Source organism: Peptacetobacter sp. AB845 (genome assembly GCF_047528295.1).
In the GTDB taxonomy this organism is placed as follows: domain Bacteria; phylum Bacillota; class Clostridia; order Peptostreptococcales; family Peptostreptococcaceae; genus Peptacetobacter.
In genome coordinates this window covers 177502-193642 of sequence record NZ_CP180001.1, presented here as the reverse complement: position 1 = coordinate 193642, position 16141 = coordinate 177502, and the positions used below count along the sequence as shown (strand labels likewise).

Genomic DNA, 16141 nt, shown 5'->3' with positions numbered 1-16141 from the left:
ATAAACAAAAGTATAGAAAAATAGAAACTCTTTATATAGATACAATTATTTTTTAGTACTGTAAAAAAAATAATTGTATACATCTAAAAATAAATAAATTAACAATAAAACACACATATTTTATAAAAATAAAAATAAAATATGTGTGTTTTTTGAAAATTATAATTAATTTAAAAAATATATTGTAATTGAATAAAATAGATGATATTATAAAAAGCAGATGGATAAGTTGTATTTATAAATATTAATAAAATCTATTAGGAACTCTGGAGAGTCTCCAAAAAAGGGGCGCCGAAGGTGTACGCAAACTTGGTTTGCAAATCTCTCAGGCAAAAGGACAGAGCAGTAAGGCAGATTAAATTTTAAAAGTCTGTTTGCAAATGTTCTACTCTTATTTTTTGGAGCTGATATATCAGCTCTATTTTTATTTCCAAAAATAAAAGAAAAGGAGAGTAAACGCATGGAATTATTTTTAGACAATCTATTAGACATAGTAGTAGCCGTAAATGGATTTTTATGGAATTTCTTACTACTATTCATCTTATGTGGAGTTGGAATATACTACACATTCAAATTAAAATTTATACAGGTTAGAAAATTTGGAGAGGGCTTCAGATTAGTGTTCGGAAACCTAAAGTTAAATGGTGAAAAGAAAGAACACGGTGAAATGACACCTTTCCAGTCATTAGCAACAGCTATAGCAGCTCAGGTTGGTACAGGCAACTTAACTGGTGCAGCTACAGCACTTCTTTCTGGTGGACCAGGGGCTATATTCTGGATGTGGCTTAGTGCATTCTTTGGAATGGCTACAATTTATTCAGAAGCAACTCTTGCTCAGAAATATAAAACAGTTGTAGATGGCGAGGTAACAGGAGGACCTGTATACTACATCAGAGCTGCATTTAAAGGGAAATTTGGTAAAGTCTTAGCAGCGACATTCTCAGTATTAATAATATTTGCACTTGGATTTATGGGTAATATGGTTCAGTCAAACTCAATTGGTGCAGCATTCTCAGAAGTTTTTGCAAGTAGAAATATAAACATACCTCCAATAACAGTTGGTTTATTAATAGCTGTAGTAGCGGGATTTGTGTTTATAGGTGGAACACAGAGATTGGCATCAGTTGTTGAAAAAATAGTACCTATAATGGCATTCGTATATATAATAGGAAGTTTAGCTTTAATAGGAATGAATATATCAGAAGTTCCTGAAGCTTTTAAAATGATAATAGTTGGAGCATTTAATCCAAAAGCAGTACTTGGTGGTGCAGTTGGTATATCTATAAAAGAAGCTATACGTTACGGTGTAGCAAGAGGATTATTCTCTAATGAAGCTGGTATGGGTTCTACACCTCATGCACACGCAAGAGCAGCAGCTAAAAACCCTCATGAACAGGGATTAACAGCTATGGTCAGTGTATTTATAGATACTTTCATAATATTAAACTTAACAGCATTCTCTATATTAACTAGTGGTGTTTTAGATTCAGGAAAAGAAGGTATAGCACTTACTCAGACAGCTTTCGTAAATACTTTTGGTAGTGGAGGAGATTTATTTATAGCAATATGCTTATTATTCTTCGCATTCTCTACTATACTTGGATGGCATTTCTTTGGACGGATAAACGTAAAATATTTATTCGGACAGAAGGCAGTAAAAATATATTCACTAATAGTTATACTATTTATAATAGTTGGATCTACATTAAAAGTTGAATTAGTTTGGCAGTTAGCTGACTGTTTCAATGGTTTAATGGTTATACCAAATGCTATAGCACTATTTGCACTTAGTGGAGTAGTAATGGGGATATACAAGAAATATGTAAATGGAGATTCAGATAAGGATCAAAAATAAACTATAAAATTTCATATTAAAAGTATAAAATTATAAGTATAAGATTAATTGATTTAAATAATAGTAAAATCGGGAGATATTAAGTGAGTTTATAGTATTGATTTTGGTGGTGCGAAATCAATATTAAATATAAAGTTAAGATTTAAGATTCAAAAGACAAAACAATGAAAAAGAGATGTAATAGAAAACTGTTACATCTCTTTTTGTTTTTTAAAGTATTTATTCCTCTGAGCCAAACATAGCACATAATTTTTTGCCTAATGTATCACAGCAAAGTCCTAATATTATACCTGCTGCAATAGAAGGTATTATCATAAAGTCCCCACCAGCAGCAAATGTAGAGAATGAACCCATGAACGCCCCTGGAACGAATGAGATTATACCTATTTTTCCACCTGCACACATAAGGAATGTAGTTACAAATGTAAATACAAGGCCTATCTGGGCAAAGTCTATCTGATTTCCTAAATGAACTGATATTAATGCATAAGCCACACCACTTCCAACACAAGCAAAAGTAAGTGGAAGAGCAGACACACCTTTTTTAGGTCCAGCAAAATAAGCTGTACATCCTGCAAAACCAGCCCAACCTAAAAGACCTGTCGCATTTGCAATAACCATCCAAACTGTACAAAGAAGAGCTGTTGCAAAAGCTGATAGAGTATTATTAGATAATTTTTTTGACATATATTTCTCCTTATAAAAAAATAGTTGATATATCTATATAGACATATCAACTAATTATATCAATGTATAGAGTAAAATATCAATACAATAATTTATAAAACATAGAAGAATACACAGAAGAAGTGGCATAGACTTCCAAGGATTATAAATATATGGAAAATTTCGTGGAAACCGAAATGTTTAAACTCTAAAAATTTTGGTTTAGTAGCATATATTACAGCGCCTATTGTGTAGAATAATCCTCCTACAACAAGAAGCATAAGTCCACTAAGTGAAAGTGCATGATAAAGTGGAACTATAAGGGCTACAGAAACCCAACCCATTGCGATATATATTATTGTAGAAATCCAACGAGGACAATTAAACCAAATTAGTTTAAAGCAGACACCCGCAATAGCTGCAATGCTGACTATTGCAAATAAAGCATATCCGCCTTTGCCATTTAGTGAAATCATACAAAATGGTGCATATGAACCAGCTATCAACACAAATATCATAGAGTGATCTATTTTTCTCAGCCAAGCGATAACTTTATCTGAAGAAATAACCAAATGATATACAGTAGAAGCTGTATATAAAAGAATCATACTTATTCCAAAAATTATCACAGAAGTTATAGCTAATGGAGTAGGCATTACTATAGAAGTTTTAATAACTAGTGCTAAAAGTCCAACAAAAGATAAAATAGCACCAAATAAATGAGTAAATCCATTGCCAGGTTCTCTTACATAATTGAAACTCAAAACAATTCCTCCTTTTCAAACGGTTAAATTTAGTCCGTTAATTTAAAAATATATTACTTACATTTGTTAATATCTTTAAATATATTTTAATGATATTATCCCAAAATAATCAAACGTATAGATATTATTATACTACATATTATATACTTAATGCTTTAAATTTACATTTAATTATTCTAAAAACAACTTTAGTTATATTTTGGAATAATACTCATATTTAAAGAATAAATGTTCATAAGTAAAATTTATAATAGTTATAATAAATAATATCATAGAAAATTTGAATATAAATTTAAAAAGTATAGTAAAATTATATAAGTATGGAAATTATTATCATTTAGATGATAATATGAAAATAAGTTAAGAGATATAAATTTGGAAGTGGTAGGTGAAAGTTTTGAATGAAAATATTATTTTAAGTAAAGAATTTAATTTAAATACAGAAATAGAAAAGTCTTTAGAAAAGATAAAAAATAAACTTGATATAGATAAAAATGATGTAATAAATTTATTGAGCATACCTCGGGAATCTCCAATAGTTGAAGATATTTTAAATAGGGCAGATGAGGTTTGTAGAGAAGTAACAGGAAATAGAGGAAAGGTTTGGGCTGCTATAGGAATAGATTATTCAAGTTGTAAGATGAATTGTAAGTTTTGTTCATTAGGAGATAAATGGAATAATAATAAAAAATCTTATGAGCTAAGCGAAGAACAGATTTTAAGTCTTGCTGATAAATTTGTAAAACAGGGAATAGATTGGTTAGTTTTAAGAACTACTGAATTTTTTGATATAGAAAAACTTGTTAAATATGGAAAGATTTTAAATAATAGGTATGGAAAAGATAAGGATTTTATATTAACTGCAAATACAGGAACAGATGCTACAATTGAAGCAGAAAAACTAAAGGATGCTGGATTTGAAATGGTGTATGAAGCTATGAGATTTAGAGAAGGCGATGATACTAACTTTGATGTGGCTGAAAGAGAAAAGGCTATGAAAAATGTAATATCTTCAGGAATGATTTTATCTCAGTATTTAGAGCCTATTGGTCCAGAACATACAAATGAAGAAATTGCTGATAGAATGGAAGAAATTTTGGGTATAGGAACAAAGGTATCAGGAATTATGCCGAGAGTTGCAGTTGAGGGTACGCCTAAATATAAACTTGGAGAAATTGACAAGAATAGAATAGCTCAGATTACAGCTATTTTTAGAATTTTTTCAAAGGATAAGATAGAGGATATGATTATACACCCTCTTACAGAAAAATCTCTTAGATGTGGAGCAAATTCTTTAGTTGTCGACATTGGAGCAATTCCTAGAGATAATACTATGTATTTGGATGCTTGGAATGGGCAGGATATAGAAAAATCAAAAGAGACTCTTTTAAAAAATGGATTTGATGTAAAAGTAAAATAATCAATTAATAAAATTGGTAATAAATAAAAAAATATATATTTTAGGAGGAAAATATGAACAAAAAATTATTAAGCGTGATACTTTCTGCGACGATATTAGCGGGAAGTATGGTAGGATGTGGCAAAAAAACTGAGTCGTCGGATGCTAAGAACATGACAGTTGGAACTTGGAAGACTGCTCAGACAATACAGCCTTTCTTCTATGAAGATTTTTCTGATGAAAGTGAAAATCTAGAAGTTAAACCATTTACAAATCCAGGAGATATGAAAACAGCACTTCTTTCTGGAGACCTAGACTTTACAGGAACTACTTGGGTAACTGCAATAATGGCAGCATCTAAAGGAGAACCAATAAAAGTAGTAGCAAGTATGACTGAAAAATGCTCAGCATTAGTTGTAGGAAAAGATAGCGGTATAAACACAACAAAAGATTTAAAAGGAAAAACTATAGCTTATGTACCAGGTACAATGCACCATATACTATTATTAGAAGTGTTAAATAGAGCTGGGTTAGATCCAGATAAAGATGTTACTCTTAAAAAGATAGACTTCTTTGATATGGGACAGGCTCTTGCATCTGGTTCAATAGATGCGTTCTGTAGTGGTGAGCCATATCCATCAATAGCTGTTGAAGAAGGATACGGAAAAATATTAGAATACCCATATTATGATGATAGTATAGGATATATAAATGCAGCTATGATAACAACTGAGGACGAAATAAAGGAAAATCCAGAAAAGATACAGGAATTAGTTGATAAACACGTTAAAGCTAGTAAACACCTTATGGCAAGCAAAGAAGAATGGATAAATAAAGCAGCTGAATTTGGTACAGAAAAGAAATACCTTGAAAAATCTACTGAAAATATAGAGCTTTCTTGGGATATAACTCCAGAAACAGTTGAACAGGTTAAAAAATTAGCTGAAAGAATGAAAGAACTTGGTATGATAGAAAAAGTTCCAGACATAGATGCTATGTTTGATTTAAGTTTCTTAGAAAATACTAAGATGAAAAGATAGTAAAAAATATAGATAAAGCTAGAAAATATTAAAAAAGACAGTTAAATTTGGAAATATTAAAAAGGATTTTATTTAAGTGAAGGGAGTAAATTTTAATGACTAAAGAAAAAAAGATAGATTTTGTTAATTTCATAGTGCCGGGGTTGTTTATTATTTCTTGGATTGTGCTTCCAAAGATATTGAACACTCCTGAATATTTACTTCCTTCTCTTAGTAGAGTTTGGGATTGTTTTGTTGACTTTGTAACTGGCAATCGGGAACTAACTGCATATTCAGGCAAGTTCTTTGAAAATGCAATTGCTAGTCTTTACAGAGTTGTATGGGGATTTGGAATTGCCTCAGTTTTAGGTGTGATTTTTGGAATTTTATCAGGGCATTTTTTAATGGTTAAGAGATTATTTGATCCATTTATCCATATTATAAGAATGATTCCTGGTGTAGGATGGTTTCCAATTGCTATGGTTTGGTTTGGTGTAGGAAATAAGACTACTATATTCTTAATTTCATTGGCAGCATTTTTCCCAGTTTATGTTAATACATTGAGAGCGGTTTTAGATGTGGATCCGATGGTTATAAATGCAGGAAGAGTATTGGGTGCAAATTCGAGAGAGTTATTGTGGAGCATAATTTTACCTTCATCACTTCCAGGGATTTTTTCTGGACTTAGACTTTCTATGGGAGTTTGTTGGGCGTATTTAGTTTTAGGAGAGCTTACAGGTGTTAATGAAGGACTTGGGGCTGTTATGATGGATTCGAGGATGCTGGGAAATGTAGATATGATTATAGTATGTATGATTGCAATTGCTATACTTGGTAGAATTTGTGATTTACTTTTAGTTTCTATATTTAAATTAATTAGACCATACGATAATTAAAACTTGGATTTGAGGTGATGATTTTGAATAATTTAAAAAAAGATGTTATTTTATCTGTCAAAAATCTTGGGATTTCATTTAAAAATGGAAAAGAAAAAAAGATTGTTTTAGATGATATTAATTTAGATGTAAGAGAAGGGGAAATTGTAAGTATAATTGGGCCTAGTGGATGTGGTAAATCAACTTTACTAAGTGCGATAGGTGGTATAAATAATTGCTTTGACGGAGATATTTTATTTAAGGATGAAAAAGTGAGTTCACCATCTTCTGATAGAGGATATATTTTCCAAAGACCAGCGTTATTTGATTGGATGACTGTAGAAGATAATATTGGATATGGATTGAAGCTAAAAAAATTTACTAAGGAAGAGATTTCTTCTAAAGTTGATGAGTTTGTAAAAGAAATAGGATTGGATGGATATAAAAAGTATTATCCAAAGCACTTATCTGGGGGGATGCAGCAGAGAGTTGCACTTGCCAGAGTTCTTATAATGAAGCCGGACATGCTTTTAATGGATGAACCTTTTTCTGCTCTTGATTATCAGACAAGGATAGAAATGCAAAATTTAACGCTAAAACTATGGGAGCTTTATAAGCCATCTATAATATTTGTAACTCATGATATAGAGGAAGCTATACTTATGGCAGACAGAGTAATTGTGTTAAGCAAAAATCCTGGTAAAATCGTGGAGACAATAGATATAGACTTTGAAAGACCAAGAAATATAGATATATTAAGCAATCCAAAATTCATGGAAATTAAGAAAGAACTTTTAAAGAAATTGATATTATAAAAAGTTTTTTGAAAAAAGTTTTAAAAAAGTGTTGACGATATAAATCAAAGGTGATATTATAATACTTGTCCTTGAGAGAGAGGGCAGAGAAATAGAAAATGAACTTTGAAAACTGAACAGCAGATATATTTAGTTCGAATAAATAATTCGAACGCCATACAAACCATGCCAGATATTTTGAGATAACATCTGAGCGGATTCAACATTTTATTTTGAGAGTTTGATCCTGGCTCAGGATGAACGCTGGCGGCGTGCCTAACACATGCAAGTCGAGCGATTCTCTTCGGAGAAGAGCGGCGGACGGGTGAGTAACGCGTGGGTAACCTGCCCTGTACACACGGATAACATACCGAAAGGTATGCTAATACGGGATAACATATAAGAGTCGCATGACTTTTATATCAAAGATTTTTCGGTACAGGATGGACCCGCGTCTGATTAGCTTGTTGGCGGGGTAACGGCTCACCAAGGCGACGATCAGTAGCCGACCTGAGAGGGTGATCGGCCACATTGGAACTGAGACACGGTCCAAACTCCTACGGGAGGCAGCAGTGGGGAATATTGCACAATGGGCGCAAGCCTGATGCAGCAACGCCGCGTGAGCGATGAAGGCCTTCGGGTCGTAAAGCTCTGTCCTCAAGGAAGATAATGACGGTACTTGAGGAGGAAGCCCCGGCTAACTACGTGCCAGCAGCCGCGGTAATACGTAGGGGGCTAGCGTTATCCGGATTTACTGGGCGTAAAGGGTGCGTAGGCGGTCTTTCAAGTCAGGAGTTAAAGGCTACGGCTCAACCGTAGTAAGCTCCTGATACTGTCTGACTTGAGTGCAGGAGAGGAAAGCGGAATTCCCAGTGTAGCGGTGAAATGCGTAGATATTGGGAGGAACACCAGTAGCGAAGGCGGCTTTCTGGACTGTAACTGACGCTGAGGCACGAAAGCGTGGGGAGCAAACAGGATTAGATACCCTGGTAGTCCACGCTGTAAACGATGAGTACTAGGTGTCAGAGGTTACCCCCTTCGGTGCCGCAGCTAACGCATTAAGTACTCCGCCTGGGGAGTACGCACGCAAGTGTGAAACTCAAAGGAATTGACGGGGACCCGCACAAGTAGCGGAGCATGTGGTTTAATTCGAAGCAACGCGAAGAACCTTACCTAGGCTTGACATCCTTCTGACCGAGGACTAATCTCCTCTTTCCCTCCGGGGACAGAAGTGACAGGTGGTGCATGGTTGTCGTCAGCTCGTGTCGTGAGATGTTGGGTTAAGTCCCGCAACGAGCGCAACCCTTGTCTTTAGTTGCCATCATTTAGTTGGGCACTCTAGAGAGACTGCCAGGGATAACCTGGAGGAAGGTGGGGATGACGTCAAATCATCATGCCCCTTATGCCTAGGGCTACACACGTGCTACAATGGGTGGTACAGAGGGCAGCCAAGCCGTGAGGTGGAGCAAATCCCTTAAAGCCATTCTCAGTTCGGATTGTAGGCTGAAACTCGCCTACATGAAGCTGGAGTTACTAGTAATCGCAGATCAGAATGCTGCGGTGAATGCGTTCCCGGGTCTTGTACACACCGCCCGTCACACCATGGGAGTTGGAGACACCCGAAGCCGACTATCTAACCTTTTGGGAGAAGTCGTCGAAGGTGGAATCAATAACTGGGGTGAAGTCGTAACAAGGTAGCCGTATCGGAAGGTGCGGCTGGATCACCTCCTTTCTAGGGAGAATTATCTGTTGTTCGGTTTTGAAGGTTCATTCCTTCAAAACTGTACTTTGAAAACTACATATATATTATGATATGACATCATTTATTTCCTTAATGTGATAAATAAGGAGGATAACCTTATAAAAAAATATCAACTGTAACTGGTCAAGTTATTAAGGGTGCAGGGCGGATGCCTTGGCACCGGGAGCCGATGAAGGACGTGATAAGCTGCGATAAGCTATGGGGAGTTGCACGTAAACTTTGATCCATAGATTTCCGAATGAGGAAACTCACCATGAGTAATGTCATGGTATCTTCGAGTGAATACATAGCTCGTTGAGGGGAACTCGGGGAACTGAAACATCTAAGTACCCGAAGGAAGAGAAAGAAATTCGATTCCGCTAGTAGCGGCGAGCGAACGCGGAACAGCCCAAACCTAAGAAGTTCGCTTCTTAGGGGTTGCGGACATATCATCAGGAAGAGGTTATTACAGACGAAGAGTTTTGGAAAGCTCCGCCACAGAAGGTAACAGCCCTGTAGTCAAAGTGAGAAGACTTCCGATATGATCCAGAGTACCACGGGACACGTGAAACCCCGTGGGAAGCAGGAGGGACCACCCTCCAAGGCTAAATACTACCCGGTGACCGATAGCGCATAGTACCGTGAGGGAAAGGTGAAAAGAACCCCGGGAGGGGAGTGAAATAGAACCTGAAACCCTGTACTTACAAACTGTGGAAGCACATTTCTTGTGTGACCGCGTACTTTTTGTAGAACGGGCCAACGAGTTACGTTATGCAGCAAGGTTAAGTACTTCATGTATGCAGCCGCAGCGAAAGCGAGTTTTAACTGAGCGTTTAGTTGCATGACGTAGACCCGAAACCGGGTGACCTATCCATGAGCAGGTTGAAGCGAAAGTAAAATTTCGTGGAGGACCGAACCCACGAGCGTTGAAAAGCTCGGGGATGACTTGTGGATAGCGGTGAAATTCCAATCGAACCCGGAGATAGCTGGTTCTCCCCGAAATAGCTTTAGGGCTAGCCTCAGATTCAGAGATACGGAGGTAGAGCACTGAATGTCCTAGGGGGTATTGCACCTACCGAAGACTATCAAACTCCGAATGCCGTCATCTTTTATCTGGGAGTCAGACCGTGGGTGATAAGATTCACGGTCGAGAGGGCAACAGCCCAGACCGTCGGCTAAGGTCCCAAAATGTAGGTTAAGTGGTAAAGGATGTGGGATTGCACAGACAACCAGGATGTTGGCTTAGAAGCAGCCACTCATTCAAAGAGTGCGTAATAGCTCACTGGTCGAGTGATCCTGCGCCGAAGATTTCCGGGGCTAAAACCTACTACCGAAGCCACGGCATCATTTATGATGGGTAGGGGAGCTTTCTTTACTGGGCAGAAGCATGACCGTAAGGACATGTGGACTGTAAAGAAGTGAGAATGTTGGCATGAGTAGCGAGATGTGGGTGAGAATCCCACAGGCCGTAAACCCAAGGTTTCCAGGGGAAGGTTCGTCCTCCCTGGGTTAGTCGGGACCTAAGCCGAGGCCGAAAGGCGTAGGTGATGGACAACAGGTTGAAATTCCTGTACCGCCAATAAGCGTTTGAGAAATGGGATGACACAGTAGGACAGGATGAGCGTGCTGTTGGTTATGCACGTCCAAGCACTGAGGCAGTATCCGGAGGCAAATCCACGGATACAATGCTGGGGTGTGACGGGGAGCGAAATTTAGTAGCGAAGCATCTGCATTCACACTGTCGAGAAAAGTCTCTATCGAGTTTAAAGGCGCCCGTACCGCAAACCGACACAGGTGGGTGAGGAGAGTATCCTAAGGCCAGCGAGAGAACTGTTGTTAAGGAACTCGGCAAAATGACCCCGTAACTTAGGGATAAGGGGTGCCATCGAAAGATGGCCGCAGAGAATAGGCCCAAGCGACTGTTTACCAAAAACATAGGTTTCTGCTAAGTCGCAAGACGATGTATAGGAGCTGACGCCTGCCCGGTGCTGGAAGGTTAAGGGGATCTGTTAGAGCAATCGAAGCAGTGAACTTAAGCCCCAGTAAACGGCGGCCGTAACTATAACGGTCCTAAGGTAGCGAAATTCCTTGTCGGGTAAGTTCCGACCCGCACGAAAGGCGTAACGATTTGGGCACTGTCTCAACAACAGACTCGGTGAAATTGTAATTCCGGTGAAGATGCCGGATACCTGCGACAGGACGGAAAGACCCCATGGAGCTTTACTGTAGCTTGGCATTGGGTCTTGGTACTACATGTACAGCATAGGTGGGAGGCTTTGATTCCAGGACGCCAGTTTTGGATGAGCCACCGTTGGGATACCACCCCTGTAGTACTGGGACTCTAACCAGAGGCCTTGAATCAGGTCTTGGGACACTGTCAGGCGGGCAGTTTGACTGGGGCGGTCGCCTCCCAAAAGGTAACGGAGGCGCTCAAAGGTTCTCTCAGCACGGTCGGAAATCGTGCACAGAGTGTAAAGGCATAAGAGAGCTTGATTGCAAGACATACAGGTCGAGCAAGGACGAAAGTCGGACTTAGTGATCCGGTGGTTCTGAGTGGAAGGGCCATCGCTCAACGGATAAAAGCTACCCTGGGGATAACAGGCTTATCTCCCCCAAGAGTCCACATCGACGGGGAGGTTTGGCACCTCGATGTCGGCTCATCACATCCTGGGGCTGTAGTAGGTCCCAAGGGTTGGGCTGTTCGCCCATTAAAGTGGTACGCGAGCTGGGTTCAGAACGTCGTGAGACAGTTCGGTCCCTATCCGTCGCAGGCGTAGGAAATTTGAGAGGATCTGCCCTTAGTACGAGAGGACCGGGGTGGACGTACCGCTGGTGTACCAGTTGTCTCGCCAGAGGCATGGCTGGGTAGCTATGTACGGAACGGATAAGCGCTGAAAGCATCTAAGCGCGAAGCCAGCCTCAAGATAAGATTTCCCATTCCTCGGAAGTAAGACCCCATGAAGACTACGTGGTTGATAGGTCGGAGGTGGAAGTGCAGTAATGTATGTAGCTTACCGATACTAATAGGTCGAGGACTTGACCAAAAAAATATTTGGTAATTTGATTAATATGTATGTAGTTTTCAGAGTACAATCTCTGAAAATAAAGATTATGTGGTTATTATAGAAGAGAGGATACACCTGTTCCCATTCCGAACACAGAAGTTAAGCTCTCTATCGCTGATGGTACTTGGGGCGAAGGCCCCTGGGAGAGTAGGACGTAGCCACGTAATCTTTTTTTATTTTGATTTTACAATATAAACGAGATAAAGACGGTATACTGAAATAAAAATTGGTAACCGTCTTTTTTTGTGTAAAAGAACCCGAAAATTTTATAAAATCTTAAAATAAAATCATATAACTATTATTAAATTGGTATTTTGTATGAAAAGATGGGTATAAGTAAAACGATTGTAATATACTTAGTTGTATTTAATTCAAGAAAATAATCAAATAAAAATAGAAAAAATAGAAAATATATTTATTTAAAAGGAGTGAAAAATTATGCAGTTTAACTTAGATATGAGTATACCGATGTTGACGGTGTTTTTACAGGGAATACTTAGCTTTACATCACCATGTATTTTGCCGCTAATTCCTCTTTACTTAGGGTATTTATCAGGTGGAATTAATAAAGAAGATGGAAGTTATAATAAAAAGAAACTAATTATAAACACAATATTCTTTACTTTGGGGATAAGTTTATCATTTTTCATAATGGGATTAGGTGTATCTGCACTTAAAGAGTTCTTTGCTGAATACGGTGGAATAATATCAAAAATTGGTGGAGTAATTATGATATTATTTGGACTTTACCAGTTAGGAATATTTAAAAGGTCTAATTTATTAGAAAGTGAGCATAAATTACCATTTAAAATGGATAAAATAGCGATGTCTCCAATAACGGCAATTGTATTTGGATTTACATTTAGTTTTGCTTGGACACCATGTATAGGTCCTGTACTTACAAGTGTATTGATAATGGCTGGAAGTGCTGAAACGCGGATGAAGGGATTTATGTTAATAGGTGTTTATAGTGCCGGATTCATAATACCATTTTTATTATTGGGGATTTTTACAACTCAACTTATGAACTTAATAAAAAAATACAAAAATATAGTAAAATATACTGTTAAAATAGGAGCTTTTCTTATGATAGTAATGGGGTTATTTGTTTTTTCAGGAAAATTATCATATATGCCAGGAAATACAAATAATTCTAATACTTCTCCAGAATATTCAACAGGAAAAGATGCTACTAATTCTGGGGATAAAGAAAATGATGAAACTAATAACTCAGTGTCAAATAATGGAAGTAGTGAAGAATCAAATAAAGCAGAATCAAATAAAACTCCTGCTATAGACTTTGAACTAAAGGATCAATATGGAAAAACACATAAATTATCAGATTATAAGGGAAAAGTTGTATTTTTAAACTTCTGGGCAACTTGGTGTCCTCCTTGTAAAATGGAAATGCCTGATATACAGAAGATTTATGAAAAATACGAAAAACAGGGAGAAGAATCAGAAGTAGTGGTACTATCTCTTGCTGCTCCTAACACTCAGGATGAAAAAGACATAGACGGAATAGAAGCATTCTTAGAAGAAAATGGATATACATATCCTGTTCTTATGGACGACGGTGGCTATACATTTGGAGCGTACAGAATTTCATCACTTCCAACTACATTCATGATAGATAAAGAAGGAAACGTATTTGGATATGTTCAAGGTGGACTTACTCAAGAAGCAATGGAGAGTATAATAGAACAGACTATTACAGGAAAAAGAAAACAATAAAAAAATAAGTATATATTAAGAATAAAACTATAGCTAATTGGAAATAATCTAATTAGCTTTAGTTTTAACGAACGTATATTCGTAAAATTCTATGAAATAAATTTTATTTATGTTATACTAGATTTTGACAAAGGCGGAAATATCTGAAATGAACAGATGAAAAATAAAAGAAAAGATAAAAAGAAATATTAGAAAAAATCACAAATTTAGGTGGTGAAAATATGGATAAATTTAAAATACATTCAAAATTCAAGCCTACAGGTGATCAGCCTGAAGCTATAAAGACGATATCAGATGCCATAAAAAGAAACGAAAAATTCTCGACACTACTTGGAGTAACTGGTTCGGGAAAAACATTCACTATGGCAAATATCATAGAAAATGTAAACAAACCTACGCTAATACTAGCTCACAACAAAACACTTGCTGCACAGCTTTACGGAGAATTTAAAGAATTCTTTCCAGAAAATGCAGTAGAATATTTCGTATCATACTACGACTACTACCAGCCAGAAGCGTATGTAGCGAGCAGTGATACATACATAGAAAAAGATGCAAGTATAAACGACGAAATAGACAAACTTAGACACTCTGCAACTGCTGCACTTTTAGAAAGAAGAGATGTAATAATAATTTCATCTGTATCTTGCATATACGGTTTAGGGGATCCAAAAGACTACAAAGAAATGATGCTTTCACTTAGACCAGGAGATGAAAAAGACAGAGATGATGTAATAAAAAGACTAATAGAAATACAGTACGAAAGAAATGACATCAACTTCACTCGAGGAACATTCAGAGTTAGAGGGGATGTACTAGAAATATTCCCAGCAGGAGACGATGAAAAAGCGATAAGAGTAGAATTCTTTGGAGATGAAATAGATAGAATAACTGAAATAGACTATATAACTGGTAAAATAGTTGGGACAAGAAGCCATGTTGCAATATTCCCGGCATCTCATTATGTAACAACTCCAGAAAGAATTGAAGAAGCGATAAAAAGAATAGAGGCGGAATTAGAAGAAAGAATTCAATATTTCAAGGAAAGGGATATGTTGCTTGAAGCACAGAGAATTGAGCAGAGAACAAACTACGATATAGAAATGCTAAAAGAAATAGGATTCTGTCAGGGGATAGAAAACTACTCAAGACACTTAACAGGAAGAGCAGAAGGAGAAAAACCGTACACACTTATGGACTTCTTCCCAGATGATTTCCTAATGATAGTAGACGAATCGCATGTTACAATTCCTCAGGTAAGGGGGATGTATGCAGGTGACCGCTCAAGAAAAGGATCGCTAATAGACAATGGATTTAGACTTCCATCAGCTTACGACAACAGACCTTTAAACTTTGAAGAATTTGAAGAAAACATAAATCAGATAGTATTTACAACAGCTACACCAGGACCTTACGAAATCCAGCATAGTACAACATTTGCTGAACAGATAATAAGACCTACAGGTCTACTAGACCCTGAAATAGATGTAAGACCTATCGAAAATCAGATAGATAACTTAGTACATGAAATCCATTCTGTAATCGAAAAAGGAGAAAGAGTACTAGTAACTACACTAACTAAAAAAATGAGTGAGGACTTAACAGACTACCTAAAAGAAATCGGAATAAAAGTAAAATACCTACACTCAGACATAGCAACACTTGAAAGAACTGAAATAATCAGGGATTTAAGAATGGGTAAATTTGACGTACTTATAGGAATCAACCTTCTGAGAGAAGGATTGGACATCCCAGAAGTGTCTCTAATAGCAATATTAGATGCGGATAAAGAAGGATTCCTGCGTTCTGAAACTTCTCTAATACAGACAATAGGTCGTGCTGCAAGAAATGAACATGGACGAGTAATAATGTATGCAGACAAGATAACGGATTCTATGAGAAATGCAATAGATGAAACTAAAAGAAGAAGAGAAATTCAGGATGCATATAACAAAGAGCATGGAATTATTCCAAAAACAGTTAAAAAAGATATACGAGCTGCAATCGAAGCTACTCAGGCTGCTGAAGAAGAGGTTGTATACGGAATTAAAGAAACTGATGACATTGATGAATTAAAAGCAAATGTTGCTAAGCTTACAGAAGAAATGATGGAAGCTGCTAAAAATCTTCAGTTTGAAAGAGCTGCGGAATTAAGAGATAAAGTAAAAGAATTAGAAGAAAAAATTGCTAAAAAAGAAAAATAAAGTTGGTAAATAATTTAGCAAATAA

The 16141-nt window shown here is 36.9% G+C and carries 9 protein-coding genes, 3 rRNA genes and 1 riboswitch; of the genes, 10 read left to right on the top strand and 2 right to left on the bottom strand.

What is annotated here, in order from left to right:
- The first annotated feature begins 256 nt into the window (after window positions 1-256).
- Window positions 257-351, top strand: a riboswitch (glycine riboswitch).
- A gap of 109 nt (window positions 352-460) precedes the next feature.
- On the top strand, window positions 461-1855 hold the full coding sequence (locus ACK2WO_RS00835) for an alanine/glycine:cation symporter family protein (protein WP_414698116.1): 1395 nt from the start codon (window positions 461-463) through the stop codon (window positions 1853-1855).
- 219 nt (window positions 1856-2074) lie between these two features.
- Here the strand turns inward: ACK2WO_RS00835 and ACK2WO_RS00830 are convergent, their stop codons facing one another.
- Both ACK2WO_RS00830 and trhA read right to left on the bottom strand, forming a co-directional pair.
- A complete protein-coding gene (locus ACK2WO_RS00830) occupies window positions 2075-2542 on the bottom strand; it encodes a DUF1097 family protein (protein WP_178411923.1) in 468 nt (155 codons plus the stop codon).
- A gap of 92 nt (window positions 2543-2634) precedes the next feature.
- Window positions 2635-3285 carry a PAQR family membrane homeostasis protein TrhA gene (gene trhA, locus ACK2WO_RS00825; RefSeq protein WP_178411922.1) on the bottom strand — a complete coding sequence of 217 codons (651 nt, stop codon included), beginning with the start codon at window positions 3283-3285 and terminating at the stop codon, window positions 2635-2637.
- 388 nt (window positions 3286-3673) lie between these two features.
- Between trhA and ACK2WO_RS00820 the strand changes: the two genes are divergently transcribed.
- From ACK2WO_RS00820 to uvrB, 9 genes are all read left to right on the top strand, one after another.
- Window positions 3674-4705 (top strand): radical SAM protein, encoded by a 1032-nt coding sequence (locus ACK2WO_RS00820; protein ID WP_414698115.1) that lies wholly within the window; start codon window positions 3674-3676, stop codon window positions 4703-4705.
- 53 nt (window positions 4706-4758) lie between these two features.
- Window positions 4759-5724: an aliphatic sulfonate ABC transporter substrate-binding protein gene (locus tag ACK2WO_RS00815; protein ID WP_178411445.1), complete on the top strand. Its 966-nt coding sequence runs from the start codon at window positions 4759-4761 to the stop codon at window positions 5722-5724.
- Window positions 5725-5819: 95 nt separating this feature from the next.
- A complete protein-coding gene (locus ACK2WO_RS00810; RefSeq protein WP_414698114.1) occupies window positions 5820-6599 on the top strand; it encodes an ABC transporter permease in 780 nt (259 codons plus the stop codon).
- A gap of 23 nt (window positions 6600-6622) precedes the next feature.
- Window positions 6623-7393 (top strand): ABC transporter ATP-binding protein, encoded by a 771-nt coding sequence (locus ACK2WO_RS00805; protein ID WP_414698113.1) that lies wholly within the window; start codon window positions 6623-6625, stop codon window positions 7391-7393.
- Window positions 7394-7601: 208 nt separating this feature from the next.
- Window positions 7602-9104: ribosomal RNA gene (locus tag ACK2WO_RS00800) — 16S ribosomal RNA — on the top strand.
- Window positions 9105-9255: 151 nt separating this feature from the next.
- Window positions 9256-12157 (top strand): 23S ribosomal RNA (locus ACK2WO_RS00795).
- A 68-nt stretch (window positions 12158-12225) separates the two neighbouring features.
- Window positions 12226-12342 (top strand): 5S ribosomal RNA (rrf, locus tag ACK2WO_RS00790).
- Together the 16S, 23S and 5S rRNA genes form the textbook arrangement of a ribosomal RNA operon.
- 274 nt (window positions 12343-12616) lie before the next feature.
- On the top strand, window positions 12617-13912 hold the full coding sequence (locus ACK2WO_RS00785; RefSeq protein WP_414698112.1) for a cytochrome c biogenesis protein CcdA: 1296 nt from the start codon (window positions 12617-12619) through the stop codon (window positions 13910-13912).
- A gap of 221 nt (window positions 13913-14133) precedes the next feature.
- Window positions 14134-16116: an excinuclease ABC subunit UvrB gene (gene uvrB / locus ACK2WO_RS00780; RefSeq protein ID WP_414698111.1), complete on the top strand. Its 1983-nt coding sequence runs from the start codon at window positions 14134-14136 to the stop codon at window positions 16114-16116.
- The last annotated feature ends 25 nt before the right edge of the window (window positions 16117-16141 follow it).